This window comes from Mycobacterium sp. 48b, assembly GCF_048282725.1.
In the GTDB taxonomy this organism is placed as follows: domain Bacteria; phylum Actinomycetota; class Actinomycetes; order Mycobacteriales; family Mycobacteriaceae; genus Mycobacterium.
In genome coordinates this window covers 1,274,316-1,299,763 of record NZ_JBLVUL010000001.1, presented here as the reverse complement: position 1 = coordinate 1,299,763, position 25,448 = coordinate 1,274,316, and the positions used below count along the sequence as shown (strand labels likewise).

The window sequence follows — 25,448 nt, the reverse complement described above, 5'->3', positions numbered from 1 at the left end:
GGTGGCCACGGGCAGCGTTTGTGAAGATCCTGTGGAGACCACCACAAATTTGCTGCGGACAGGTGTCGGCCGATCTGGCTACGCTGGCCGGAGTCGATATGCATCTGGAGGGGCGGCGGTTGGATCAGCAAGCGGTGTGGTCCGCCGACGAGGTGCGCCAGTTTGCCGGGAAGGCGCTCGCCGCGGGCCAGAAACTCGCGGGCGCAGCCGGTTGGTCCGGCACCGGTGCCACCCAGACCCTGTTGTGGGGAGACTTCCAAGGCAGCGGGCGTACCCCGTACCGGGTGCAGGTCAACCTGGTCGGCCCGACGTACAAGTGCTCGTGCCCGTCACGGCAGTTCCCCTGCAAACATGTGGTCGGCCTGGTGCTGCGCTGGTGCGGCGGAAGCGTCGAAGCCTCAGAGGCACCGGCCGGCGCTCTCGAAGCCTCCGCACCCCAGAAAGCGCCTCGTGAGGTCAGCGAGAAGGCCATCGCGGCACGAGAGCTCAGCGTCACCGAGGGGCTGGAACAGCTCAGTCGGTGGATCGACGATCAGATCCGCAACGGCATCGCCGGGATCAGCTCCGATCCGTACGCCGGGTGGAGTGAGCCGATCGCCAAACGCATGGTCGATGCGAAGGCACCCGGCCTGGCGCGCTGGTTGCGCAGCCTCCCCGGTTACCTCACCCACGACGAGTGGCCACGGATGATCATCGAGGATCTCGGGCTGATCCGGCTGCTGACCGACGCCTACCGCACCATCGACACGCTGCCCGAGGAGACCGCCGCCGCGGTGCGCCGGCACATCGGCTTCACCGTGTCGCGGGCCGAGGTGCTGGCCACCGATCCGGTGACCGACACCTGGCAGGTCCTCGGCTATGCGGAGACCCTGGAAGATCGGTACACCACACGGCGAATGTGGCTGAGCGGCAACGCGACCGGACTGTTGGTCAACGTGCAGTCCACCGCGCCGAGCGGCGCGAGTTTCGACAACCGGCTCACTCCCGGACGCGAGTTCGCCGGCGGCGTCCACCTCTATCCCGGCGGGCCTTCGAGCTTTCGCGTCGCGATCCCCGACGGCGACGTGCCGACGGCGCTCATCAGCCGGCTTTCCGTCACCGGCACCGGGATCGACGCGGCGCTGGCCGGGCGGGCCCGCGCCTTGGCGGTCGACCCGTGGCTGCTGCGGTATCCCGCGATCGTCATCGCTCGGCCCGTGCAGCACAGCAGGCCCAAACGCCGCTACGTGGCCGATGCGGAGGGCAACGCGCTCCCCGCGATCTGCGACGACGACCGCTGGGCCCGCCTGCAGGCCGGAACCGGCGGGCGATTACAGCCGATGTTGGTCGAGATCACCACCGACGGCATCGATCCGCTTTCGATGTTGAGCGATGCGCCCCCGTCGCGCCTGACCGGACCGGCGGTGACCGCACTGTGAGCGACTACCAACGGATGATCTCCGCCGCGACCGTGGGATTCGGCGCCAAGCCGTTCCCCGACGGCACCTTCGATGCGCCGGTGGACGGCAGCGTCGCCGCGGTACGCGACGCTGCCGATCCGGTGGGGTCGGCGCTGCGCGTGGCAGGCCTGTACGCCACCGCACGGCGGGCCGGGCAGTTGCCGCTGTCCATCGAGACGACCACCGAGCCCGCGCCTGGCGAAACCCGGCCGCTGATCACCGAAGCCCATGCCTTCCTCATCGAACGAGCGCTGACCGTCCGGCCCATCCTCGACGGCGCGCTCGACGACATCGCCGCGGCCGGCCTTCGCCTGCCGCCCCGGCTGATCCCGGTCCTGTTGCGCAACCAGCAGAGCGGCGTTGTGTCACAGGCACTCTGGGATGCGATCGGCAGCGGTGGCCAGTGGTATGCCATAGAACACCACGGCAGCGGCCACCGCGCGCTGCGCACCGTTGTGCGGGCCGCGCACGCGGAGTGGCCGAAAGAGGCCGACTACACCCACGGCGACACCGCCAAGCGCCTCGACTGGCTGGCCGCTGCCCGCGCGCTCGACCCGGACCGGGCCCGCGACCTCGTGGCGGCGCACTGGTCGAGCGAGGATGCCGAGTCCCGGGCGGCGCTGTTGGCGGCGTTCGCCTCGCCCGAACACGACACCGACGAACCGTTCCTAGAAGCCGCACTCGACGACCGTGCGGTCACCGTCCGCAGTGCCGCCATCGCCGTGCTCGGCGGCCGGGCCCGCAGCCGTTATCTCGACCGCATGAAAGCCCGTGCCGCCCATATCTTCACGGTGAAGAAGTCGATGCTCGGGGCGAAGATCGCCGTCCAGCCGCTACCTGGACCCGACGCCGCCGCGATTCGCGACGGGCTGAGCACCACCAAACCCGAAGCCGTCGTCGCACGCACCCCGATCTCGTTCTGGGGCGAGGTGTTCGCCGCGGTGACACCGGAGAAGGTGGCGCGCGCGCTGTCCGACACCGATCAGGCCGTGCTGGCCGCGTTGACGCTCAGTGCGCTGCGCGGCAACGACCCACAGTGGGCCGTGCCCCTGCTGCAGCGTTGTCTGCCCGCCGATTACGGCGCCAGCCACGACCCGGCCACCGCCCATCCGGCGATCTCGGCCGAGATGATCCGCGCGCTCACCAACACGGCCGAGACCACGCCGCTGCTGCGCCTCGCCGCAGGACTGCCGCGACCGTTCGCCGCCGAGGTCTGCGAGGCCGTGTTCGGATCCTTGGCCGGTGCCGGCTGGGGCACAGCACGCCAACGCAAGGAGGCCGCCGCTTACCTGGCGGCCGGGTATCCGCTGGACTGGCTGCCACGTTTCGCCGCGCTGGTCGACCGCACGACCGACGAGGAACTGCACAAGTTCTATGCCACCGTGTTCGAACTGCTCACCCTGCGAGCCGACATTGCAAAGGAACTCCGATGACGCCTACGCTCCTCCGTCCGCACGCCGAGCAACTGTTCGCCGCAGAACTCGCGGCCCTGCGCAGCGCGGACGACAAGCCGGTGCCCCCGAACTGGTTGATGTCGCCGCATGCCGTCGTGCGTTATCTGCTGGGCGGGGAAACCGTTGAGGGAGTGGAGATCACCCCGAAGTACATCGGCCCCCGGCGAATCATCGAGGTCGCTGTGGCCACGCTGGCCACCGACCGGGCGTTGCTGCTGCTCGGCGTGCCCGGCACCGCAAAGACCTGGGTGTCGGAGCATCTGGCCGCGGCCGTGACCGGGGATTCGACATTGCTGGTGCAGGGCACCGCCGGCACGGTCGAGGAAGCCGTCCGCTATGGCTGGAACTACGCCCGGCTGATCGCCGAGGGCCCGTCCGAGCAGGCCTTGGTCCCGTCACCGATCATGACCGCGATGCGTGACGGCAAGATCGCGCGGCTTGAGGAGCTCACCCGGATCCCCTCAGAGGTGCAGGACGCACTGATCACGGTGCTGTCCGAAAAGACCCTGCCCATACCGGAGCTCGGCACGGAGGTGCAGGCGACGCAGGGGTTCAACGTGATCGCGACGGCCAACGACCGCGATCGCGGCGTCAACGACCTGTCCTCGGCGCTGCGGCGCCGGTTCAACACTGTGGTGCTCCCATTGCCCGCGAGCCTCGACGACGAGGTGGAGATCGTGACGCGCCGGGTGGCCGACGTCAGCGGGTCGCTGCAGCTACCCGAGGTGCCGACCTCGGCCGACGAGATCCGCCGGGTGGTCACGGTTTTCCGTGAACTGCGCTCCGGCTTGACCGCCGATGGTCGCAGCAAGCTCAAGCAGCCGTCGGGCACCCTGTCCACCGCGGAGGCGATTTCCGTGGTGACGCAGGGCATCGCGATGTCAGCCCACTTCGGCGACGGCGTACTTCGCCCCGCCGACACCGCGGCGGGCATCGTCGGCGCGGTCGTGAAGGATCCGGTCAACGATGCGGTGGTGTGGCTGGAGTACCTGGAGGCCGTGGTGCGCGAGCGTGAGGGCTGGGCCGACTTCTACCGGGCATCGCGGGACGTCCTGAACTCGTGACCACCCACGTCCTGGGAATTCGTCACCACGGCCCCGGATCTGCCCGGGCCGTGATGTCCGAGCTGGATCGGATCCAGCCCGACATCGTGGTCATCGAAGGTCCGGCCGACGCCGACCGGCTCACCACCGATGTCGACCACACCGACATGGTGCCACCCGTGGCCATGATGGCCTATGCGGTCGACGATCCCGCGGTGTCGGCGTTCTGGCCGTTCGGCGCCTTCTCCCCCGAGTGGCAGGCGCTGCTGTGGGCGGCCCGCCACCAGGTACCCGTGCGGTTCTGCGATCTACCCGCGGCCACCGTGCTGGCCCAGCGCGACCAGCGGCACGAGCACGTGTCGCGGGTGCGGGTCGATCCCATTGCCGCGCTTGCTGATGCCGCGGGCTACGACGACCCCGAACGCTGGTGGGATGATGTCGTCGAATCCCGCACGGACGGGACCGGATTCGAGGCGATCACCGAGGCCATGCGGACCGTGCGGGAGCTCGAACCCGACGAGGACGACCCCATCGAACATCAGCGCGAAGCCCACATGCGCCAGGTGATCCGCAAGGCCGCCAAAGAATTCTCCACCGTGGTCGTGGTGTGCGGAGCCTGGCACGCACCCGCACTGGCCGGCAAACTGCCTGCCGCGAGCGCGGATTCGGCGCTGCTGCGCGGGCTGCCCAAGGTCAAGTCCGCGACGGTGTGGGTGCCGTGGACGCATTCCCGGCTGGCCGCGGCGTCGGGTTACGGCGCGGGCGTGCGTTCGCCGGGCTGGTATCAGCACGCGTTCCTCGATCGCGAGCGCCCGGTGGAGACCTGGTTGACGCTGGCAGCCAGGGCCCTACGCGAGCACGACATCTTCGTGTCCTCGGCGCACGTGATCGAAGGGGTCCGGCTGGCCAACGCGCTGGCCGCGATGCGCGGCCGGGCCCATCCCGGTTTGAGCGAGGTCAACGAGGCCACCGAGGCCGTGTTGTGCGAGGGGTCCGACACCCGGTTCGGGCTGATCGTGCGCGAGCTGGTCATCGGTGAACGGCTGGGCAGCATCCCCGAGCATCTGCCGATGGTGCCGCTGCTCGCCGACATCACCAAGCAGCAGAAATCACTGCGGCTCAAACCCGATGCCACCGCCAAACAGGTCACTCTGGACCTGCGCAAGCCCAACGACCTGGCCAAGTCGCATCTGCTGCACCGGCTCGCCGTGCTCGACATCGACTGGGGCGAACCGGAGACGACCACGGGACAGGGCACCTTCAAGGAAGCCTGGACCCTGCAATGGCAGCCCGAGTTCGCGGTGAAAATCGTCGTCTCGTCGGTGTGGGGCAACACGGTGTATCGGGCCTGCCTCGCCAAACTGGCCGACAATGCCGAGAACGCAACACATCTGGGTCAAGTCACCGCGGCGATCGAGGCCGCCCTGCTCGCCGGCGTCGACGAGGCGGTCCCGGCGCTGCTGTCCATCCTGGAGAACAAGGCCGCCGTCGACCGCGACCTCACCGAGCTCATGGCCGCCCTGCTCGCCCTGGCGCGGTCACTGCGCTACGGCGATGTGCGCCGCACCGACGCAGCCGCGCTCGGTGTGGTCACCACATCGCTGCTGCGCCGGGTCAATGTCGGTCTGCCCGCGACGTTGACCGGCCTCGGCCCGGACGCGGCAGCCGAGATGCTCGCACACGTCAACGCCGTCACCGACACCGTCGATCTGCTGGAGGCAGACGTACGCGGCGAATGGCTGACCACCATCGCGCGGCTGGCCGACCGCGACGATCTGCACGGCAGCCTGATCGGCCGATTCGTCCGGATCGGTGTCGACGGAGCGGTGTTCACCACGGCCGAAGCCGCGCGGCGCATGCGCCGCGCCTTGAGCGTCGGCGCGCCGGCCGAGGAGAAGTCGGCCTGGGTCGAAGGGTTCCTTTCCGGCAGCGGCCTGCTGCTGGTGCACGACACCGAGTTGCTCGCCGTGATCGACGAATGGTTGATCGGTTTGACCGCAACGGAGTTCACCGATGTACTGCCGCTGGTTCGACGCACCTTCAGCACCTTCGACGCCGGGATCAAGCGCAATATCGGTCACGCGGTGGCCACGGCGGGTTCTGTCGCCCACACCGAGTTTGCCATCGACACCGACCGGGCCCGCCCTGCGGTGATCGCGGCGGCGGCCATCTTCGCACGGAGTATCGCCCATGACTGACGACACCATCCCCGACGAACGAGACCGGCGCTGGCGACTGGTGCTGGGATCTGACGCCGAGTCGCTGCCGAGCCTGCACGGCGGCGACGTCGAGATGGACAAGGCGCTGTCGGCGCTCTATGACCGCAAAGGCGGTCTCGGCGGGTCGGCACCCAGGGTGGCCCGTTGGTTGGGCGACATCCGGAAGTACTTCCCCAGCACGGTGGTTCAGGTCATGCAGCAGGACGCCATCGAACGGCTCAACCTGCGCATGCTGCTGCTCGAACCCGAGATGATGGACAGCGTGGTGCCCGACCTGTCGTTGGCCACCACGCTCATCGCGCTCGGCGAGGCCATCCCCGACGAATCCAAGGGCTCGGCCCGGGCCCTGGTCCGCAAGGTGGTCGAGGACATCGAGCGCCGCATCGCCGACGGCGCCCGGGCCACCTTGCGCGGGGCGTTGTCGCGCAATGCCCGCACCAACCGGCCGCTGGCAACCGACATCGACTGGAACCGCACCATCGCGCGGAATCTGAAAACCTTTCAGCCCGAGCTGAACACGATCATCCCCGAACGACTGGTCGGATTCCGCCGTGCCGGCCGCTCGGTGACCAAGGACATCGTGCTGGCCATCGACCAGTCCGGCTCGATGGCCGAATCGATCGTGTACTCAGCCGTCTTCGGCGCGGTCATCGCATCGATGCGGTCGCTGCGGACATCGCTCGTGGTGTTCGACACCGAAGTCGTCGACCTGACGGATCTGCTCGATGATCCCGTCGACGTGCTGTTCGGCACCCAACTCGGCGGCGGCACCGACATCAACCGGGCCATCGCCTACTGCCAGACGCTGATCACCCGGCCCGCCGACAGCATCTTCGTGCTGATCTCGGACCTGTACGAGGGTGGGGTGCGTGACGAGATGCTGGCGCGCACCAAACAACTCGTGGACGCCGGCGTCCAGGTGATCGTGCTGCTGGCGTTGTCCGATTCTGGCGCACCGTCGTTCGACCGGGAGATCGCCGCCGATCTGGCGGCGATGGAGATCCCCGCGTTCGCCTGTACCCCCGACGCCTTCCCTGAACTGCTGGCGCTGGCCATCAACAAGGGCGACATCCGCGGCTGGGCGGACCGGACCGGCCTCGCCCAGCGCGGTATGGAGTCGAATTGAAGACGCCGTTCTCGACAGCAGGGCTGCTGTGCCCGCCAAAGCGCGACCCTGCTGTCGAAAGCGATGGTCTACAACCGGTTGAACCCGGCCCGTAACGAAGACGCCTAGGCGCGCTGGCTGGACACCGAGATGATCTCGCCCGTCAGGTAGCTGGAGTAGTCGCTGGCCAGATAGGCGATCGTGGTGGCGATCTCCCACGGCTCGGCCGCGCGGCCGAACGCCTCGTCGGAGCTCAGTCGGTCCAGCAGGGCGGCGTCGGCGGACTTCTCCAGGAACTTGTGCCGCGCGATGCTCGGGGACACCGCGTTGATCCGCACGCCGTATTCGACGGCTTCGATTGCGCTGCAACGGGTCAGCGCCATGACACCGGCCTTGGCGGCGGCGTAGTGCGACTGGGAATGCTGCGCACGCCAGCCGAGAACGCTGGCGTTGTTGACGATCACGCCACCATGCTCGACATCGCGGAAGTAGCGCAGGGCAGCGCGGGTGGCCCGCATGACCGAGTTCAGCGTGACGTTGAGGACCCGGTCCCACTCGTCGTCGGTCATGTCGACCAGCGGGGTCTCCCCGCCCAGGCCGGCGTTGTTCACCAGGACGTCCAGCCGGCCCATCTTCTCGACCGACCGGGCAATCAGCGCGTCGACCGCCTCGGTGGAGGTGACGTCGCAGACGACAGCCTCGACCCGGCCGAGGCCGAGCTCGGCCAGCTGGTCGCGGGTCTCGTTCAGGCGCCGCTCGTGGTAGTCGGACACCACGACATGGGCGCCTTCCAGCAGCGCGCGACGGGCGGTGGACGAGCCGATGCCGGTGCCCGCGGCGGCGGTCACGAGGACGACCTTGCCCGCCAAAAGGCCGTGGCCCTCAACCTCTTTGGGAGCTACGGAGAGATCACTCATCCCTTTGCCTCTCGGGGTAGACCGAGCACCCGCTCGGCGATGATGTTGCGCTGAATTTCGTTGGACCCGCCGTAGATGGTGTCCGACCGCGAGAACAGGTACAGCCGCTGCCACTCGTCGAACTCGCCGTCTTCCAGCGTCAGTCCGGCCGTGCCCTGCACGTCCATGGCGATCTCACCGAGCTCGCGATGCCAGTTGGCCCACAACAGCTTCGAGACGTTGTCCTGGCCCGGCTGCTCGACATCCATCGTGGCCAGCGCGTAGGAACGCATGGCCTGCAGGCCGGTCCACGACTCGGTCAGCTTCTGGCGGATCAGCGGATCGTCGGCCGCGCCGCTGCGCTTGGCCAGCTCGACCAGGTTGGAGTGCTCACGGGCGTAGCGGATCTGCTGACCCAGCGTGGACACCCCACGTTCAAAGGTCAGCGTGCCCATCGCCACGCGCCAGCCATCACCGGGCTGACCGACGACCAGCGAGGCATCGGTGCGGGCGTCGTCGAAGAACACCTCGTTGAACTCGGAGTCTCCGGTCAGCTGGATGATCGGGCGGATCTCGACGCCCGGCTGATCCAGCGGCACCAGCAGATAGGACAGGCCGGCGTGCCGCTTGGAGCCCTTCTCGGTGCGCGCCACGACGAAGCACCACTGCGCCCAGTGGGCCAGCGAGGTCCACACCTTCTGACCGTTGATGACCCATTCGTCGCCGACCAGCTCGGCCGTCGTCGCCACATTGGCGAGGTCACTGCCGGCGTTGGGCTCGGAGTAGCCCTGGCTCCACAGCTCGGTGACGTCGAGGATCTTGGGCAGGAACCGCTGCTGCTGTTCGGGGGTGCCGTACTCGATGAGCGTCGGTCCGAGCAGTTCCTCGCCCAGGTGGTTGACCTTGTCGGGTGCGTTCGCGCGCGCGTACTCCTCGTAGAAGGCGACGCGATGCGCGACCGACAGCCCGCGGCCGCCGTGCTCCACCGGCCAGCCGAGGCAGGTCAGCCCCGCCGCGGCCAGATGCTGATTCCACGCCCGACGCTCTTCGAAGGCTTCGTGTTCACGCCCCGGTCCACCCAGGCCCTTGAGCGCTGCGAATTCGCCAACAAGATTGTCTGCGAGCCACTGCCGGACCTCGGCCCGGAACTCCTGGACCTCTATCACCCCTGTAGGCTAACCTACCAAGCACTTGCTTTGTTAAGGGAGCATCGATGACGAGCGATCGCCGCACCGTTCCAGCGGTGCTGGACCGGGTTGCCGTGCAGTTTTCCGACCATGAGGCGCTGGTCAGCCACCATAAGCGCCTCACCTACTCGGAACTGCGCGCGCACGTACGCCAAGCCGCGGCGGCGATGATCGCACTCGGTGTCCAGCCCGGCGACCGGGTGGCGATCTGGTCGCCGAACACCTGGCACTGGGTCGTGGCCTGCCTGGCCACGCACTACGCCGGCGCCGAAATGGTGCCGCTGAACACCCGCTACACCGCCAGCGAGGCCACCGACATCCTGGCCCGGACCGAGGCTCCGCTGCTGATCGCCTCGGGCGAGTTCCTGGGCTCCGACCGGGCGGCCGAACTGGACCGCGACGCGCTGCCCGCGCTGCGGCACATCGTGCGGGTGCCCATCGACAAGGACGACGGAACCTGGGATGAGTTCGTCGCCCGGGGCACCGACCTGGATGCGGTCGATGCGCGCGCAGAGGCAGTAGCGCCCGACGACGTCTCCGACATCCTGTTCACCTCCGGCACCACCGGACGCAGCAAGGGCGTGCGGTGCGCGCACCGCCAGTCACTCGACGGATCGGCGGCCTGGGCCGAGTGCGGTCAGGTCACCAGCGCCGACCGCTACCTGTGCATCAACCCGTTCTTCCACAACTTCGGTTACAAGGCGGGCATCCTGGCCTGCCTGCAGACCGGTGCGACGCTGTACCCGGTGCTCACGTTCAAGCCCGAGCAGGTGCTGCAAACCATTGCCGAACAACGCATCACCGTCCTGCCCGGCCCGCCGACCATCTTCCAGACCCTGCTGGACCATCCGACGCGCGCCGACTACGACCTGTCGTCGCTGCGTTTTTCGGTGACCGGCGCGGCCGTGGTCCCGGTGGTCCTGATCGAGCGGATGCAGTCCGAACTCGACATCGACATCGTGCTGACCGCCTACGGCCTGACCGAGGCGGCCGGCTTCGGCACCATGTGCAACGCCGACGACGACGCCGTCACCGTCGCCACCACCTGCGGTCGGCCCATCGCCGATTTCGAACTGCGCCTGGATGATTCGGGCGAGGTGCTGCTGCGCGGCCCGAACGTGATGCTCGGCTACCTCGACGACCCCGAGGCCACCGCCGCCGCGATCGACGCCGACGGCTGGCTGCACACCGGCGACATCGGCACACTCGACACCCGCGGCAACCTGACCATCACCGACCGCCTCAAGGACATGTACATCAGTGGCGGGTTCAACGTTTACCCTGCCGAGATCGAGCAGGTCCTGGCCCGGTTGGACGGTGTGGCCGAGACCGCGGTGATCGGCGTTCCCGACGAACGGCTCGGGGAGGTCGGCAAGGCCTTCGTGGTGACCAGGCCGGGCGTCACGCTCGACGAGGCCGCCGTGATCGCCTACGCACGTGAGCATCTGGCGAACTTCAAGGCGCCACGATCAGTTGAGTTTCTGGATGTGCTGCCGCGAAATCCGGGCGGCAAGGTGATCAAACCGGTGCTGCGCAGCAGAGGGACCCGAGAAGGGGTGCAATGGACCTGACATTCGACGACGAGACCGAGGCCTTCCGGGCCGAAGTCCGCGACTTCCTGACGGCGAACCGGGATTCGTTCCCGACGAAGTCGTACGACACCCTTGAAGGTTTCGAGCAGCACCGTCGTTGGGACAAGGTGCTTTTCGACGCCGGTCTGTCGGTCATCGCCTGGCCCAAGGAGTACGGCGGCCGCGACGCGACACTGCTGCAGTGGGTGGTGTTCGAAGAGGAGTACTTCCACGCCGGCGCTCCCGGCCGGGCCAGCGCCAACGGCACCGCGATGCTGGCGCCGACCCTGTTCGCCCACGGCACCGAAGAGCAGCTCCAGCGAGTGTTGCCGAAGATGGCCAGCGGCGAGGAGATCTGGGCCCAGGCCTGGTCCGAGCCCGAGTCCGGCAGCGACCTGGCCTCGCTGCGCTCGACGGCCACCAAGGTCGACGGCGGCTGGAAGCTCAACGGGCAGAAGATCTGGAGCTCACGCGCACCGTTCGGGGAGCGCGGCTTCGGTCTGTTCCGCTCCGACCCGGAGGCTCAGCGGCACAAGGGTCTGACCTACTTCATGTTCGATCTCAAGGCTCCCGGCATCACGGTGCGTCCGATCGCCCAGCTCGGCGGGGACACCGGCTTCGGCGAGATCTTCCTCGACGACGTCTTCGTGCCGGACAACGACGTGATCGGCGGCGTGCACGAGGGCTGGCGCGCGGCGATGAGCACGTCGAGCAACGAGCGCGGCATGTCGCTGCGCAGCCCGGCGCGCTTCATGGCGCCGGCCGAACGCCTTGTCACTCAGTGGAAATCCAACCCGGACCCGGTCTTCACCGACCGGGTCGCTGATGCCTGGATCAAGGCCCAGGCCTACCGGTTGCACACCTTCGGGACCGTGACCCGGCTGGCCAACGGTGGAGAACTGGGCGCCGAGTCCTCGGTGACCAAGGTGTTCTGGTCCGACCTCGACGTCGCGCTGCACCAGACCGCCCTGGACATGCAAGGGCCTGACGCCGAGCTCGCCGACCACTGGACCGAGGGGCTGCTGTTCGCGCTCGGCGGCCCGATCTATGCCGGCACCAACGAGATCCAGCGCAACATCATCGCCGAGCGGCTCCTCGGATTGCCCCGGGAGGCAAAGTGAACTTCGAAATCGACGAACAGCAGCGGGACTTCGCGGCCAGCATCGACGCGGCGCTGAGCGCCGCCGACGTCCCGGCCGCGGTACGAGCCTGGGGTGAGGGTGACACCGGGCCGGGCCGCAAGGTCTGGGCACAGCTCACCGACCTCGGGGTCACCGCACTGCTGGTGCCCGAGAAGTACGACGGCATCGAAGCTCACCCGGTAGACCTCGTCGTCGCCCTGGAGCGGTTGGGCTACTGGGCGGTCCCCGGTCCGGTGACCGAATCCATCGCCGTCGCACCGGTTCTGCTCGCGAGCGACGACCGTTCGGGTGCGCTGGCCTCCGGTGAGCTGATCGCCACCGTCGCCATGCCGCCGCAGGTACCGCGCGCCGTCAACGCCGACTTCGCGGGACTGACCCTGCTGGCCACCGACGGTCAGGTCGGTGACGCGACGGCAGGCGCTGCGCACGATTCCGTCGACCCGGCCCGAAAGCTGTTCGACGTCACGGCCTCCGGTGACACCCAGGCCGCCGACACCACGCGGGCCTATGAGTTCGGTGTGCTGGCCACGGCCGCCCAGTTGGTGGGCGCCGGTCAGGCCATGCTGGATCAGTCCGTCGAATACGCCAAGCAGCGCGCGCAGTTCGGCCGGATCATCGGCTCGTATCAGGCCATCAAGCACAAGCTGGCCGACGTGCTCATCGCCGTCGAACTGGCCCGCCCGCTGGTCTACGGTGCGGCACTCTCGCTGGCTGAGGGCTCACCCGACACCGCACGTGACATCAGCGCCGCCAAGGTGGCCGCCGCCGATGCCGCCCTGCTGGCCGCCCGCTCGGCGCTGCAGACCCACGGCGCCATCGGGTTCACCCAGGAACACGACTTGTCCCTGTCACTGCTGCGCGTGCAGGCGTTGCGCAGTGCCTGGGGCGATCCCGCCCTGCATCGTCGTCGACTCCTGGAGGTCCTCTCGTGAGTGAAGAACGCCAACTGTTGCGCGAAACCGTCGCCGCACTGGTGGACAAGCACGCCTCGCCCGAGGCCGTGCGGGCCGCGATGGAATCCGAGCGCGGCTACGACGAGAAGCTGTGGAGCCTGCTGTGTGAGCAGGTCGGCGCGGCCGCTCTGGTGGTGCCGGAGGAACTGGGCGGTGCCGGAGGCGAACTCGCCGATGCCGCCGTGGTTCTCGAAGAGCTCGGCAAGGCCCTGGTGCCGACCCCGCTGCTGGGGACCACACTGGCCGAGCTCGCCCTGCTGGCCGTCGACGACCACGAGCCGCTCGAAGGATTGGCCGAAGGTACCTCGATCGGCACCGTGGCGTTCGACGCCGACTACGTGCTCAACGGTGACGTGGCCGATGTCGTCATCGCCGCCGACGGCGAGAACCTGACCCGCTGGACCACTTTCACCGCCACCCCGAAATCCACCATGGATCTGACCCGCCGGCTGTCCGCGGTGATCCCCGGGGACACCGTCGTGTTGGGCGCCGACCCCGGCCTGGCCGACACCGCGGCCCTGCTGATGGCGGCCGAACAGATCGGCGCCGCGGCGCGCTGCCTGGACCTGACCGTCGCCTACACCAAGGACCGGGTTCAGTTCGGCCGCGCGATCGGCAGCTTCCAGGCACTCAAGCACCGGATGGCCGACCTGTACGTCAAGGTGTCCTCGGCACGTGCCGTCGTCAACGACGCGATCGCCGCGCCGTCACCCACCACAGCCTCCCTCGCCCGCTACTTCGCCAGCGAGGCGCTGTCCGCGGTGACGGCCGAGGCCATCCAGCTGCACGGCGGTATCGCCATCACCTGGGAGAGCGACATCCAGCTGTACTTCAAGCGCGCCCACGGCAGCGCCCAGCTGCTGGGTCCGCCGCGGGAGCACCTGCGCCGACTCGAAGCACAGGTCTTCTAGGCGGCCCGCCGCCGATGTGTTCTAACGTGCAGAACATGGACGACCACGTCGCACTGCGAGCCGGCATCCCGCCGTTTCACGTCATGGACGTGTGGCTGGCCGCGGCCGAACGCCAGCGCACGCACGGCGACCTGGTCAACCTCTCGGCCGGGCAGCCCAGCGCCGGGGCGCCGACGGCGGTGCGCGACGCCGCCGTCGCCGCGCTGAACCAGGGCGCGCTCGGCTATACCGTCGCGCTCGGACTTCCTGAACTGCGCGCCGAGATCGCGGCGTCGTACCGCAAGTACGACGTCGATGTCAGTGTCGACGAGGTGGTGCTCACCACCGGATCCTCGGGCGGGTTCCTGCTGACATTCCTGGCCTGCTTCGACGTCGGCGACCGGGTGGCCATCGCCAGCCCGGGCTATCCGTGTTACCGCAACATCCTCACCGCGCTGGGCTGCGAGGTGGTGGAGATCCCGTGCGGCCCCGAGACCCGGTTCCAGCCGACGGTCGCGATGCTCGACGCACTCGATCCCCCCGTCGCCGGCGTGATCGTGGCCAGCCCGGCCAACCCCACCGGCACCGTCATCCCGCCCGCCGAGTTGGCCGCCATCGCGACATGGTGTGACACGACGGGCGTGCGGCTGGTCAGCGACGAGGTCTACCACGGCCTGGTCTACCCCGGTGCACCCGAAACCAGCTGCGCGTGGCAGACCTCGCGCAATGCCGTGGTGGTCAACAGTTTCTCGAAGTACTTCGCGATGACCGGGTGGCGGCTGGGCTGGCTGCTGGTCCCGACCGGCCTGCAGCGCGCGGTCGACAGGCTCACCGGCAACTTCACCATCTGCCCGCCCGCACTGGCCCAGCATGCCGCGGTGGCCGCGTTCACGACGGAATCACTGGCCGAAGCAGATGGCCTGCTCTCGCACTACGCCGACAACCGCGGGCTGCTGCTCGACGGGCTGCGTAGCATCGGCATCGACCGGCTGGCCCCGACCGACGGCGCCTTCTATGTGTATGCCGACGTCAGCCAGTACACCGACGATTCATTGGGTTGGTGCTCGAAGCTGTTGGCCGACACCGGTGTTGCCATCGCTCCCGGCATCGACTTCGACACCGTGCGCGGCGGCTCCTACGTCCGGCTGTCCTTCGCCGGGCCGACCAGCGACATCGAAGAGGCGCTGCGCCGCATCGGCGCTTGGCTGCAGTAGATCGATTCTGCGGTCAGGGCGTTACCCACTCGCACTTTCACGCCCTGAACGCAGAGTCAGCCCTTTGGACGCTGCCCCGCGTACCAGTCCAGCAGGTCCGGGTTGTCCACGGCGCTGCGCTCGACCACCTTGGCCGCGTCGGCACCCTGGAACAGCTTCTTGATCGGGACCTCGAGCTTCTTGCCGGTGCGGGTGTGCGGGATGCCCGGGGCGACGAGAATGTCGTCGGGTACGTGCCGTGGCGACACCTCGGTGCGGATGGTCTGAATGATCTTGTCCCGCAACGTGTCCGTGAGCTCGACGCCGTCGGCCAGCACCACGAACAATGGCATCCAATACCCGCCGTCGGGCTGCTCGGCCCCGATCACCAGTGCCTCGGCGATCTCGGGCAGCCGCTCCACCGACTGGTAGATGTCGGCGCTGCCCATGCGGATGCCGTTGCGGTTCAAGGTGGAGTCCGACCGCCCGTGCACGACGATGCTGTCGTGGTCGGTGATGGTGATCCAGTCGCCGTGCCGCCACACGCCCGGAAACATCTCGAAATAGGCATCACGGTAACGAGATCCGTCGGCATCGTTCCAGAATGCGATCGGCATCGAGGGCAGCGGTTTGGTGATCACCAGCTCGCCGACCTCGCCACGCACCGGCTTGCCAGATTCGTCCCACGCGTCCACCGCCGCCCCCAGGTAGCGGGTCGATAGCTCACCCGGCCACACCGGCACGGTCGGCGCACCGCCGATGAAGGCCGACACCACGTCGGTGCCTCCGCTGAGAGAGGAGACCTGGACCTGCTCGCCGACGTTGTCACGCAACCACAGCGCTGACGAGGGCGGCAACGAAGATCCGGTGATGCCCACGGTCCTCAGCGCCGACAGGTCGTGCTCTTCGCGGGGCACCGCACCGGCCTTCGAACAGGCCAGCACATAACCGGGACTGGTTCCCAGAACCGTGGCATGCACCGTGGCCGCGATGTGCCACAGGGCATCGGCCGTGGGATGGGTCGGGCTGCCCTCGTAACAGACGATGGTGGCCCCCACCAGCAGTCCGGCCACCTGGAAGTTCCACATCATCCAGCTCGGGCTGGTGTACCAGAAGAAGGTGTCGTCGCGACCGATGTCGGACTGCAGCGACACCGCCTTGAGGTGTTCGAGCAGCACGCCGCCGTGACCGTGCATGATGCCCTTGGGCAGGCCGGTGGTGCCCGACGAGTACAGCACCCACAGCGGGTGGTCGAAATCGACCGGCGTCGTGGCCAATTCGGCCTTGCCGGCGGTCGCCGACTCCCAGTCCAGCCAGTCTTCGCGAGGCGCACCCAGCCGCGACACCAGGACAGAAGCCTCCAACGTGGGCAGGCCGTCGCGCACCGCGGCGATGTCGGCACCTTTGTCGTGGGACTTGCCGCCGAACTGGTAGCCGTCCGCGGTCACCAGCACGGTCGGCTCCAACTGACCGAGCCGGTCGAGCGCCGCCTTGGCGGTGTAGTCCTGCCCGCAGGCACTCCAGATCGCACCGATGCTGACGGTGGCCAGGAACGCGATGATCGCCTCGGCGATGTTGGGCAGGTAGCCGACCACCCGGTCCCCCGGCTGCACGTCCAGCGATCGCAGCGTGTTCGCGAATGCCGCGGTACGGCGCAACAATTCAGCCCAGGGCAACTCGGTGACCGCGCCGCCTTCGGCGACGGTGAGGATGGCCGGCCGATCGGTCCGGGCCTGACGGGCCACCTGGTCGACGTAGTTCAGCCGGGCGCCGGGGAACCATTGCACACCCGGCATAGTGTCGCCGACGAGCACCTGCTCCGGCCGCTCACCCAGCTCGAAGTAGTCCCACAGGGCGGCCCAGAACGCCGCCGGATCATCGACGGACCACTGCCACAGGCTCTGATAGTCGGGCGCGCTGATTCCGGTGCGGACCTGGACGAACCGGGCGAAGTCGGTGACCTTGGCGGCCTCGATACCTTCCGGCGTCGGCTTCCACTGAGCTTCTGTTGCGGTCATCGTGCGCTCCACCCACCATCCATCGTGTACGACGCCCCGGTCACCATCCGGGCGTTCGGCGACGCCAGCCAACCTACCAACGCGCCGACCTCTTCCGGCTCGACCAATTGCTTGACCGCGCTCTCCTTCAGCAGCACCTGCGCCAGCACGTCCTCCTCGGGAATGCCATGGATGCGGGCCTGATCCGCGATCTGTTCGGTGACCAGCGGCGTGCGCACATAGCCGGGGTTGACGCAGTTGCTGGTCACCCCGTGCGGACCGCCCTCGAGCGCGGTCACCTTCGACAGACCTTCCAGCGCATGCTTGGCCGTGACGTAGCCGGACTTGAACTCCGAGGCGCGCAGACCGTGCACCGAGGAGATGTTGACGATACGACCGAACCCCTGGGCGTACATGTGCGGCAGCGCGGCGCGGATCAACAGGAACGGCACCTCGACCATCAGCGCCAGCAGCATCCGGAACCGCTCGGGCGGGAACTCCTGGATCGGGTGGATGCTCTGCACCCCGGCGTTGTTCACCAGGATGTCGCAGTCCAGCTGCAGCGTCTCCAGCTCCGACACGTCGAGAAGGTCCACCGCCCAGGGCTTTCCGCCGATCTCATCGGCGACGGAAGCCGCGGCAGGCCCGTTGACGTCGGCCACCGTGACCACCGCCCCGCGGGACGCGAGCTCACGGGCGCAGGCCGCGCCGATCCCGCCGGCCGCACCGGTGACCAGGGCCGTGCGGCCGTCCAGATCGCTCACGCCGTGGCCCGCTGCAGGTCTGCGGCATCGATCTCGGCCAGGTCCGCACCCTTGGTCTCGCGGGTGAACGCCAGCGCGATCAACGTCACCAAGGCGGCCAGCGCGAGGTACACCGCGATCGGCACCGAAGAACCGTAGGTCTTCAACAACCACACCGCGATGATCGGCGCCAGCGATCCGGCAGCGATCGACGTGACCTGATAACCAAGGGAGACACCGGAATACCGCATGCGCGTCGGGAACATCTCGGACATCAGCGCGGGTTGCGGTGCGTACATCAAGGCGTGGATCACCAGGCCCAGCGTGATGGCCCCGATCACCGGCAGATACTGGCCGCTGTCCATCATCGGGTAAGCGAAGAAGCCCCAGCAGGCTGCGCCGACGGCTCCGACGAAGTACACGGGGCGGCGGCCGTACCGGTCCGACAACGCACCGACCGTCGGGATGGCCAGCAGGTGCACGGTGTGCGCGATGAGCAGCCACCACAGGATGTCGCTGGTGTCGGAATGCACGTGTTCCTTGAGATAGGTGATCGAGAACGTGACCACCAGGTAGTACATGATGTTCTCGCCGAATCGCAGGCCCATCGCGGTGAACACCCCGCGCGGGTAGCGCTTGAGCACCTCGATCGCGCTGAACGAGCTGGCCTTGATCTGTTCGGCTTCCTGTTGGGCCGCAACGAAGATCGGGGCATCGGTGACCTTGGTACGGATGTAGTAGCCGATCAGCACCACCACCGCCGACAGCCAGAACGCCACCCGCCAGCCCCAGGACAGGAACGCGTCGGCGCTGAGCAGGCCGTTGAGGAGCAACAGGACCACGGTGGCCAGCATGTTGCCCACCGGGACGCCGGCCTGTGGCCAGCTGGCCCAGAAACCACGTGACTGATTGGGGCTGTGCTCGGCCACCAGCAGCACCGCGCCACCCCACTCGCCGCCGACGGCGAAGCCCTGAAGGAACCGCAGGACGACCAACAGGATGGGCGCGAGGTAACCGATCTGCGCGTAGGTCGGCAGGCAGCCCATCAGGAAGGTGGCCAGGCCGACGAGGATCAGGCTGAACTGCAGCAGCTTCTTGCGGCCGAACTTGTCGCCGTAGTGACCGAACACGATGCCGCCGAGTGGGCGGGCCAGGAAGCCGATGGCGTAGGTACCAAAGGCCGCCATGATGGCGTCCAGATCGTTGCCGCCCTGCGGGAAGAACAACTTGTTGAACACCAGCGTGGCGGCGGTTCCGTAGAGGAAGAACTCGTACCACTCGACCACCGTGCCGGCCATCGAGGCGGCGACGACGCGGCGCAGGCCGGTCGTATTGGGCGCGCTCATCCGCGGCTCTCCTTGTTGCTCATGTGATGCCCCTTACAACTTTCGTGAGTATTCATGCACGCCGAACTCGCCGCAATGGGTAAAACCGCACGATCAGTCTGCAAAAATGCAGAAATGGACGGTCCGCAACGCCCCGGCCGCCCGAGCGCGGACGATCTGCTCGTGCTGCTCGCGGTCGGCCGGTCCGGCCGCTACACCGCCGCGGCCGATGAGCTGGGCATCAACCACACCACGATCTCGCGGCGCATCGCCGCGTTGGAGCAGGCCATCGGGGGCCGGGTGCTGACCCGGGCCGGCGGCGGCTGGGAACTCACCGATCTCGGCCGCGAGGCGCTGGCGGCCGCCGAGGCAGTGGAGTCCGCGGTTTCGACATTGAGCACCACCGGCGCCCGGCAACTCGTCGGCGTGGTCCGGATCTCGGCGACCGATGGCTTCAGCGCCTACATCGCCGCACCGGCGGCGGCCCAGGTACAACGTGACCATCCGCGCTTGTCCGTCGAGATCGTGACCGCCACCCGCCGCGCCTCCCAACAACGGTCGAGCCTCGACCTCGAGATCGTCGTCGGCGCGCCCCAGGTGCGACGGGCCGAGGCGATCCGCCTCGGTGACTACTGTCTGGGTCTCTACGGCTCGCGGTCCTATCTCGCCGAACACGGCACCCCGTCCGACATCGCGGACCTGGCCCGGTTTCCGTTGGTCTACTTCATCGATTCGATGCTGCAGGTCGACGACCTCGACATGGCCACCAGTTTTGCGCCGGCCATGCATGAATCGGTGACCTCCACCAACGTGTTCGTCCACGTCGAAGCCACCCGCGCCGCGGCAGGGCTGGGTCTGCTGCCGTGTTTCATGGCCGACCGGCACGAGGATCTGGTCCGGGTGCTGCCCGCGGAGCTGACGGTTCGGTTGAGCTACTGGCTGGTGGCCCGGGCCGAGACGCTGCGCCGCCCGGTGGTGGCCGCCGTGGTCGAGGCGATCCAGGACCGGATGGCCGACCAACAGGACGTGCTGCTCGGCATCGGCTGATGCACAGTGGGGGTATGCCATTCATCGAGCACGACCGCGGACGCGCCTACTACCGGCACTGGGCCGCACCGGAACCCCGGGCAGCCGTCGTGTTCCTGCACGGGTTCGGTGAACATACCGGGGTCTACCACCGGTACGGTTTCGCGCTCAACGCCGCGGGCATCGACCTGTGGGCGGTCGATCAGTTCGGGCACGGCCTGACGCCGGGCACCCGCGGCGACTTCGGCCTCATCGAAGACAGTTCAGCGCTGGCAGAGGCGCTGAGCGCACTCGCCGAGCAGGAGACCCCGGGCATACCGCTGGTGGCACAAGGGCATTCGTTCGGTTCGGTGGTGACCCTGTTCCGGCTGCTCGACGCTCCCGAGAAGTACCGCGCCGGCATCATCTCCGGTGCGCCGCTGGTGCCGATCCCCGAAATGCTGGATCCGAACACCGAATTGGACCTGGACCCGAACTGGCTCTCCACCGACCCGTTCTACCTCGATGCCCTGGAGAACGACCCCCTGGCCTTCGTCGACGCCGACGGCGTCGCGCTCACCCGCGAGCTGGACCGGGCCTGGGACCGGTTCGGCGCCGAGTTGCCCAAGCTGGCGGTGCCCACCCTGGCGCTGCACGGTTCGGCCGACGTCATCGCCCCGGTCGGCGCGGTGAGGGCCTATTCCGAACAGATAGGACCGTTGCAGTTCAAGGAGTTTGACGGCGGTCGCCACGACATCCTCAACGAGTCCGTGCACCGTGAGGTCGCCGCGGACATCATCGAATTCATCGGCGCGCAGATCGGCTAGCGCCGCGCCTCGTACCCCGCGGTGAGCCAGTAGATCGTCCGGTCGAGGCTGGGCAGGATCTCGGTGATGGCGATCTCGCCCGCGGTGAACCGGCCGACGAGCCCGAACACCAGGCTGGTCAGGATGTTGTCGAGATCGTGGACGAACGTCTCGTCGACGCCGGACAGGATGGACCGGCCCGCGGGCACGACAGCGTCGAGGCCGCGGCGCACCAGACGTTCCCCGCCCGGCGCCGCCCGCACCCGCGAGTAGGCCCTGAGCATGTCGGGGTGCTTCTCCCACGGCTCGAAGATGGTGCGGAACATTCGCATCAGCGCCTCGTACAGGGACTCCCCCGGCTCGCGCACCTGGCCGGCCACTCCGGAATACCGATTCTCGGCCATCCAGGAGTCCAGCGCGGCCAGGATCAGCTCGTCGCGGGTGGAGTAGCGCTTGTAGATGGTGGCCAGTGAGGTCTTGGCCCGACGCGCCACCTCGCGCAGTTGCACCGCCTCATACCCCTCGGTCTCGAGGAGGTCCACGACGATGTCGAGGATCCGATCACGCTCATCTGCCACTTCGAGAACACCCTTGCCGCTGGAGAGTAACCACGTTACCGTACCGCTGTAACACGGTTACAGCTATTCGGCGGAGCGAGGATCAATGGGAAATCTGGACGGAAAAGTCGCCTTCATCACCGGGGTAGCCCGAGGTCAGGGACGCAGTCACGCGGTGACGCTGGCCAGTGAAGGCGCAGCCGTCATCGGTGTGGACATCTGCGCGGACATCGCATCCAACCCGTATCCGATGGCCACCCGCGACGAGCTCGACGAGACCGTCGCCCTGGTCGAGGCGGCCGGCGGCAAGATGCTCGGATCGGTCGCCGACGTGCGCGACTTCCACGCCGTCAAGTACGCCCTCGACGCGGGTGTGGAGCAGTTCGGCCGGCTGGACATCGTGCTCGCCAATGCCGGCGTCGCCCCCACCGCGTTTCGTGAAGTGACCATCGAAGAAGACCTCGAGATGTGGACCGATGCGGTCGGCGTCAACCTGGTCGGCTCCTTCCACACTGCCAAGGCCGCGATCCCCCACCTGATCGCAGGCGGACGAGGCGGGTCGATCGTCTTCACGAGTTCCACCGCCGGGCTGCGCGGCTTCGGCGGCCTGCAGGGCGGCGGCCTGGGCTATGCGGCATCCAAGCACGGCATCGTCGGGCTGATGCGTACCCTGTCCAATGCGCTTGCCCCGCACAGCATCCGGGTCAACACGGTGCATCCGACCGCGGTCAACACCATGATGGCGGTCAACCCGGCCATGACGGCGTTCCTGGAGAATTACCCCGACGGCGGCCCGCATCTGCAGAACCCGATGCCGGTGTCACTGCTGGAACCGCAGGACATCAGCGCGACCATCAGTTATCTGGTGTCCGACGCTGCCAAATACGTCACCGGGGTCACCCTCCCCGTCGACGCCGGCTTCACGAACAAGCTCTGATGGGGCGCGTCACCGGCAAGCGTGTGCTGATCACCGGCGCAGCACGCGGTATGGGCCGAAGCCACGCGGTGCGTCTGGCCGAGGAAGGCGCCGACTTGATCCTGGTCGACATCTGCGAATCGTTGCCCGAGGTGGAATATCCGCTGGCCACCCGCGATGATCTGGACGAAACCGCCCGGCTGGTCGAGAAGCAGGGTCAACGCGCCCTGACCTATGTGGTCGACGTGCGCGACGGCGCGGCGTTGAGCGCCGCGGTCGCCGAGGGTGTGGCGGAGCTCGGCGGTCTGGATGCCTCGGTGGCCAACGCCGGGGTCCTGACCGCGGGCACCTGGGACACCACCACCGCCGAGCAGTGGCGCACCGTCGTGGACGTGAACCTGATCGGCACCTGGAACACCTGCGCGGCCGCACTGCCTCATCTGGTGGAGCGCGGCGGCAGCCTGATCAATGTCAGTTCCGTGGCGGGGATCAAGGGTTCACCGCTGCACACCCCTTACACCGCTTCCAAACACGGTGTGGTCGGGCTCAGCCGTGCCCTGGCCAATGAGCTTGCCGCGGTGAATGTCCGGGTCAACACGGTGCATCCCACCGGGGTCGCCACCGGGTTACGGCCCGACAGCCTGCACGCGCTGCTCCACGAGACCCGTCAAGACCTGGGGCCGATCTTCCAGAATGCGCTGCCGATCCAGATGACCGACGCGCTGGACATCAGTAATGCGGTGTTGTTCCTGATCTCCGACGAAGCCCGCCACGTCACCGGCCTGGAGTTCAAGGTCGATGCGGGGGCGACGATCCGATGACCGCATCCGATACCCGGACCGAGCGCGGCAGGCGTGAGTTCGCCGAGGTGATGACGTTCGCCCCCGCCGAGGATCAGAGCCCGGCGACCGCCCACCTCATCGACTTCGTGTTCGCCGAAGTGTGGCCGCGCACCGCATTGAGCCGTCGGGACCGGCGATTCGTCACGCTCCCGTGCGTCGCGGCGGCCGACGCCGAAGGCCCGCTGCGCGACCACGTGTACGCCGCACTCAACAGCGGTGACCTGTCCATCGTCGAAATCCGGGAAACCGTCCTGCATTTCGCGGTGTATGCCGGTTGGCCCAAGGCCTCGCGGTTCAACATCATGGTCGACGAGCAGTGGGACCGCATCCACCGCGAGCGCGGCCTGACGCCGCCGACACCGGAGCCGCTGCTGCCGCTGCCGACTCCCAGCGATCCGGAAGAACGGCTGCTCTGCGGCGAGCAGTCGTTCCGGGATATCAACTGCATCCCGTTCGCCCCGACCCGCGACAACCCGTATTCCGGGGCAGGCATCCTGAACTTCGTGTTCGGGGAGATGTGGCTGCGCCCCGGACTCGGCATGAAGGAACGACGACTGGTGACGGTGGCCTGTGTGGCGTTTCAGGATGCGCCGCTGCCGATCCTGAGCCACGTCTACGCCGCACTCAAGAGCCGCGACGTCTCCTTCGAGGAAATGGACGAACTGGCACTGCATTTCGCGGCCTACTACGGCTGGCCCAAGGCGGCGAACCTCAACCAGGTGATCGGCGAACAGAAGCAGCGCGTGCTTGAGGAGTGGGAAGCCGAGGCATGAAGTTCGAGCACATCTACCCGGCGACCGGCCGGCCGAACGGGACCGTGGACCTGGCCGGCGCCGCCGAGATCGACGACGCGGTGGCGGCCGCGGCCAAGGCGCAGCGCGAGTGGGTCTCACTGACCGTCGACCGGCGTCGGGACATGTTGATCGGCCTGGCCGACGTGGTCCACGACCATCTCGACGAGCTCGCAAAGCTCAACGTGGCCGACTACGCGGTACCGATCTCGTTCGCCGGCACCGCAGTGCTTCTCGAACGGTTCCTGCGGTATTTTGCCGGTTACGCCGACAAACCGCACGGGGTGACGACGCCGGTGAACGGATCGTTCGACATCAATCTCGTCGAGCGGGAGCCGTACGGCGTCGTCGGTGTCATCACACCGTGGAACGGTTCTCTGGTCGTCACGGGATCGTGTGTCGCCCCGGCCCTGGCCGCCGGCAATGCCGTCGTACTCAAACCCTCGGAGCTCGCACCCTTCGCGGCGCTGCGGTTCGGCGAGCTGTGTCTGGAGGCGGGACTTCCGCAGGGGCTGGTGACCGTCGTCCCGGCCGATGCCGAGGGCGGCGACGCCTTGGTGCGTCATCCGGGTATCGGCAAGATCGCGTTCACCGGTGGCGGCACGACGGCACGCAAGGTACTGCAGGCTGCCGCAACGAATCTCACGCCGGTGGTCACCGAGCTGGGCGGTAAATCCGCCAACCTCATCTTCGCCGATGCCGATCTCGACCTGGCCGCCACGCTGTCGGCGCATCAGGGTCCGCTCATGCAGTCGGGACAGAGCTGCGCGTGTGCCAGCCGGATACTCGTCCACGATGCCGTCTACGACGAGTTCCTGGAGAAGTTCCTCGGCGTGGTAGGCGCAGCCCGCATCGGTGACCCGATGGATCCCGCGACCGCGTTCGGACCGGTGATCAGCCAGGCCGCCGCCGACCGGATCCTGGCCGCGGTCGACTCCTCGGTGTCGAGCGGCGCGGGTGAATTGCTGTTGGGCGGCAAGCGGATCGGCGGTGACCTGGCCGACGGTTACTACGTCGAACCGACCGTGTTCGGAGACGTCGACAACGCCTCGGAACTCGCGCAGCTGGAGACCTTCGGGCCGGTCGTCTCGGTGATGCGATTCCGCGACGAGGACGAGGCCGTTCAGATCGCCAACGACACCCCGTACGGCCTGAACGCCTTCGTCCAGACGACGGAACTCAACCGCGCACACCGCGTGGCCCGACGGCTGGAATCCGGGTCCGTGTGGATCAACCAGTTCAGCGACATCTCCCCACAGGGCCCCTACGGCGGCTACAAGGAGAGCGGCTCGGGCCGCACCGGCGGCATCGAGGGTCTCAACGAATTCCGGCAGGTGAAGAACATCCGGATCGCTGTGCGCTGATTTTCCGGCG

Annotated in this window: 22 protein-coding genes; 16 read left to right on the top strand and 6 right to left on the bottom strand. The window is 67.9% G+C overall.

The window, feature by feature from the left end:
* Positions 1-62: 62 nt before the first annotated feature.
* From ACNQR1_RS06170 to ACNQR1_RS06150, 5 genes are read left to right on the top strand one after another with little or no spacing between them, the layout of a single operon-like run.
* On the top strand, positions 63-1,418 hold the full coding sequence (locus tag ACNQR1_RS06170; RefSeq protein WP_418044766.1) for an SWIM zinc finger family protein: 1,356 nt from the start codon (positions 63-65) through the stop codon (positions 1,416-1,418).
* A complete protein-coding gene (locus ACNQR1_RS06165) occupies positions 1,415-2,872 on the top strand; it encodes a DUF5691 domain-containing protein (RefSeq protein ID WP_418044764.1) in 1,458 nt (485 codons plus the stop codon). The genes ACNQR1_RS06170 and ACNQR1_RS06165 overlap by 4 nt, the downstream gene beginning before the upstream one ends.
* Positions 2,869-3,957 (top strand): ATP-binding protein, encoded by a 1,089-nt coding sequence (locus ACNQR1_RS06160; protein ID WP_418044762.1) that lies wholly within the window; start codon positions 2,869-2,871, stop codon positions 3,955-3,957. The genes ACNQR1_RS06165 and ACNQR1_RS06160 overlap by 4 nt, the downstream gene beginning before the upstream one ends.
* The gene (locus ACNQR1_RS06155) at positions 3,954-6,134 is read left to right on the top strand and encodes a DUF5682 family protein (protein ID WP_418044760.1); all 2,181 of its coding nucleotides are present in this window, start codon (positions 3,954-3,956) and stop codon (positions 6,132-6,134) included. Before ACNQR1_RS06160 ends, ACNQR1_RS06155 begins: the two co-directional genes overlap by 4 nt.
* Entirely contained in the window at positions 6,127-7,281 is a 1,155-nt protein-coding gene (locus ACNQR1_RS06150; RefSeq protein ID WP_418044758.1) for a VWA domain-containing protein, read from the top strand. The genes ACNQR1_RS06155 and ACNQR1_RS06150 overlap by 8 nt, the downstream gene beginning before the upstream one ends.
* Before the next feature lie 104 nt (positions 7,282-7,385).
* On the opposite strand, the gene ipdF is transcribed toward ACNQR1_RS06150, so the two are convergent.
* Complete coding sequence (gene ipdF / locus ACNQR1_RS06145) at positions 7,386-8,177, bottom strand: (5R,7aS)-5-hydroxy-7a-methyl-1-oxo-2,3,5,6,7,7a-hexahydro-1H-indene-carboxyl-CoA reductase (protein ID WP_418044756.1); 792 nt, start codon at positions 8,175-8,177, stop codon at positions 7,386-7,388.
* The gene (ipdE1, locus tag ACNQR1_RS06140) at positions 8,174-9,322 is read right to left on the bottom strand and encodes an acyl-CoA dehydrogenase IpdE1 (RefSeq protein ID WP_036442348.1); all 1,149 of its coding nucleotides are present in this window, start codon (positions 9,320-9,322) and stop codon (positions 8,174-8,176) included. The genes ipdF and ipdE1 overlap by 4 nt, the downstream gene beginning before the upstream one ends.
* Before the next feature lie 47 nt (positions 9,323-9,369).
* On the opposite strand from ipdE1, the gene fadD3 reads away from it, so the two are divergent.
* Genes fadD3 through ACNQR1_RS06115 form a run of 5 tightly spaced genes read left to right on the top strand, consistent with a single transcriptional unit; the run spans position 9,370 to position 15,113 of the window.
* Entirely contained in the window at positions 9,370-10,914 is a 1,545-nt protein-coding gene (fadD3, locus tag ACNQR1_RS06135; protein ID WP_418044754.1) for a 3-((3aS,4S,7aS)-7a-methyl-1,5-dioxo-octahydro-1H-inden-4-yl)propanoate--CoA ligase FadD3, read from the top strand.
* Positions 10,905-12,035 (top strand): acyl-CoA dehydrogenase family protein, encoded by a 1,131-nt coding sequence (locus ACNQR1_RS06130; protein WP_418044753.1) that lies wholly within the window; start codon positions 10,905-10,907, stop codon positions 12,033-12,035. Before fadD3 ends, ACNQR1_RS06130 begins: the two co-directional genes overlap by 10 nt.
* Positions 12,032-12,988 carry an acyl-CoA dehydrogenase family protein gene (locus ACNQR1_RS06125; RefSeq protein WP_418044751.1) on the top strand — a complete coding sequence of 319 codons (957 nt, stop codon included), beginning with the start codon at positions 12,032-12,034 and terminating at the stop codon, positions 12,986-12,988. Before ACNQR1_RS06130 ends, ACNQR1_RS06125 begins: the two co-directional genes overlap by 4 nt.
* Positions 12,985-13,920 (top strand): acyl-CoA dehydrogenase family protein, encoded by a 936-nt coding sequence (locus ACNQR1_RS06120; protein WP_418044749.1) that lies wholly within the window; start codon positions 12,985-12,987, stop codon positions 13,918-13,920. Before ACNQR1_RS06125 ends, ACNQR1_RS06120 begins: the two co-directional genes overlap by 4 nt.
* A gap of 35 nt (positions 13,921-13,955) precedes the next feature.
* On the top strand, positions 13,956-15,113 hold the full coding sequence (locus ACNQR1_RS06115; protein ID WP_418044747.1) for a pyridoxal phosphate-dependent aminotransferase: 1,158 nt from the start codon (positions 13,956-13,958) through the stop codon (positions 15,111-15,113).
* Positions 15,114-15,169: 56 nt separating this feature from the next.
* Here ACNQR1_RS06115 and ACNQR1_RS06110 read toward each other — a convergent pair whose 3' ends face one another.
* From ACNQR1_RS06110 to ACNQR1_RS06100, 3 genes are read right to left on the bottom strand one after another with little or no spacing between them, the layout of a single operon-like run.
* Positions 15,170-17,110 carry an acetoacetate--CoA ligase gene (locus ACNQR1_RS06110; protein ID WP_418044745.1) on the bottom strand — a complete coding sequence of 647 codons (1,941 nt, stop codon included), beginning with the start codon at positions 17,108-17,110 and terminating at the stop codon, positions 15,170-15,172.
* On the bottom strand, positions 17,107-17,853 hold the full coding sequence (locus tag ACNQR1_RS06105; protein ID WP_418044743.1) for a 3-hydroxybutyrate dehydrogenase: 747 nt from the start codon (positions 17,851-17,853) through the stop codon (positions 17,107-17,109). The genes ACNQR1_RS06110 and ACNQR1_RS06105 overlap by 4 nt, the downstream gene beginning before the upstream one ends.
* Positions 17,850-19,178 carry an MFS transporter gene (locus tag ACNQR1_RS06100; RefSeq protein WP_418044741.1) on the bottom strand — a complete coding sequence of 443 codons (1,329 nt, stop codon included), beginning with the start codon at positions 19,176-19,178 and terminating at the stop codon, positions 17,850-17,852. The genes ACNQR1_RS06105 and ACNQR1_RS06100 overlap by 4 nt, the downstream gene beginning before the upstream one ends.
* A 114-nt stretch (positions 19,179-19,292) precedes the next feature.
* Here ACNQR1_RS06100 and ACNQR1_RS06095 point away from each other — a divergent pair, with 114 nt between their 5' ends.
* Together ACNQR1_RS06095 and ACNQR1_RS06090 are read left to right on the top strand one after the other, a co-directional pair.
* Complete coding sequence (locus ACNQR1_RS06095; RefSeq protein WP_418044739.1) at positions 19,293-20,204, top strand: LysR family transcriptional regulator; 912 nt, start codon at positions 19,293-19,295, stop codon at positions 20,202-20,204.
* A gap of 14 nt (positions 20,205-20,218) precedes the next feature.
* Entirely contained in the window at positions 20,219-20,989 is a 771-nt protein-coding gene (locus ACNQR1_RS06090; RefSeq protein ID WP_418044737.1) for an alpha/beta fold hydrolase, read from the top strand.
* On the opposite strand, the gene ACNQR1_RS06085 is transcribed toward ACNQR1_RS06090, so the two are convergent.
* Positions 20,986-21,546, bottom strand: a complete 561-nt coding sequence (locus tag ACNQR1_RS06085) for a TetR family transcriptional regulator (protein ID WP_418044736.1) — start codon at positions 21,544-21,546, stop codon at positions 20,986-20,988. The genes ACNQR1_RS06090 and ACNQR1_RS06085 overlap by 4 nt on opposite strands.
* Positions 21,547-21,631: 85 nt before the next feature.
* On the opposite strand from ACNQR1_RS06085, the gene ACNQR1_RS06080 reads away from it, so the two are divergent.
* The 4 genes from ACNQR1_RS06080 to ACNQR1_RS06065 are packed head-to-tail and all read left to right on the top strand — an operon-like array spanning position 21,632 to position 25,438.
* Positions 21,632-22,462, top strand: coding sequence for a mycofactocin-coupled SDR family oxidoreductase (locus ACNQR1_RS06080; protein ID WP_418044734.1), 831 nt, complete (start codon positions 21,632-21,634; stop codon positions 22,460-22,462).
* Positions 22,462-23,262, top strand: a complete 801-nt coding sequence (locus ACNQR1_RS06075; protein WP_418044732.1) for a mycofactocin-coupled SDR family oxidoreductase — start codon at positions 22,462-22,464, stop codon at positions 23,260-23,262. Before ACNQR1_RS06080 ends, ACNQR1_RS06075 begins: the two co-directional genes overlap by 1 nt.
* Positions 23,259-24,056, top strand: a complete 798-nt coding sequence (locus tag ACNQR1_RS06070; RefSeq protein WP_418044730.1) for a carboxymuconolactone decarboxylase family protein — start codon at positions 23,259-23,261, stop codon at positions 24,054-24,056. Before ACNQR1_RS06075 ends, ACNQR1_RS06070 begins: the two co-directional genes overlap by 4 nt.
* Entirely contained in the window at positions 24,053-25,438 is a 1,386-nt protein-coding gene (locus ACNQR1_RS06065; protein ID WP_418044728.1) for an aldehyde dehydrogenase family protein, read from the top strand. Before ACNQR1_RS06070 ends, ACNQR1_RS06065 begins: the two co-directional genes overlap by 4 nt.
* The last annotated feature ends 10 nt before the right edge of the window (positions 25,439-25,448 follow it).

Coding starts and splice junctions, on each gene's coding strand:
- ACNQR1_RS06075 (WP_418044732.1), top strand. CDS start 22,462: ATGGGGCGCGTCACCGGCAAGCGTGTGCTGATCACCGGCGCAGCACGC.
- fadD3 (WP_418044754.1), top strand. CDS start 9,370: ATGACGAGCGATCGCCGCACCGTTCCAGCGGTGCTGGACCGGGTTGCC.
- ACNQR1_RS06100 (WP_418044741.1), bottom strand. CDS start 19,178: ATGAGCGCGCCCAATACGACCGGCCTGCGCCGCGTCGTCGCCGCCTCG.
- ACNQR1_RS06090 (WP_418044737.1), top strand. CDS start 20,219: ATGCCATTCATCGAGCACGACCGCGGACGCGCCTACTACCGGCACTGG.
- ACNQR1_RS06095 (WP_418044739.1), top strand. CDS start 19,293: ATGGACGGTCCGCAACGCCCCGGCCGCCCGAGCGCGGACGATCTGCTC.
- ACNQR1_RS06150 (WP_418044758.1), top strand. CDS start 6,127: ATGACTGACGACACCATCCCCGACGAACGAGACCGGCGCTGGCGACTG.
- ACNQR1_RS06065 (WP_418044728.1), top strand. CDS start 24,053: ATGAAGTTCGAGCACATCTACCCGGCGACCGGCCGGCCGAACGGGACC.
- ipdF (WP_418044756.1), bottom strand. CDS start 8,177: ATGAGTGATCTCTCCGTAGCTCCCAAAGAGGTTGAGGGCCACGGCCTT.
- ACNQR1_RS06115 (WP_418044747.1), top strand. CDS start 13,956: ATGGACGACCACGTCGCACTGCGAGCCGGCATCCCGCCGTTTCACGTC.
- ACNQR1_RS06080 (WP_418044734.1), top strand. CDS start 21,632: ATGGGAAATCTGGACGGAAAAGTCGCCTTCATCACCGGGGTAGCCCGA.
- ACNQR1_RS06130 (WP_418044753.1), top strand. CDS start 10,905: ATGGACCTGACATTCGACGACGAGACCGAGGCCTTCCGGGCCGAAGTC.
- ACNQR1_RS06110 (WP_418044745.1), bottom strand. CDS start 17,110: ATGACCGCAACAGAAGCTCAGTGGAAGCCGACGCCGGAAGGTATCGAG.
- ACNQR1_RS06160 (WP_418044762.1), top strand. CDS start 2,869: ATGACGCCTACGCTCCTCCGTCCGCACGCCGAGCAACTGTTCGCCGCA.
- ACNQR1_RS06070 (WP_418044730.1), top strand. CDS start 23,259: ATGACCGCATCCGATACCCGGACCGAGCGCGGCAGGCGTGAGTTCGCC.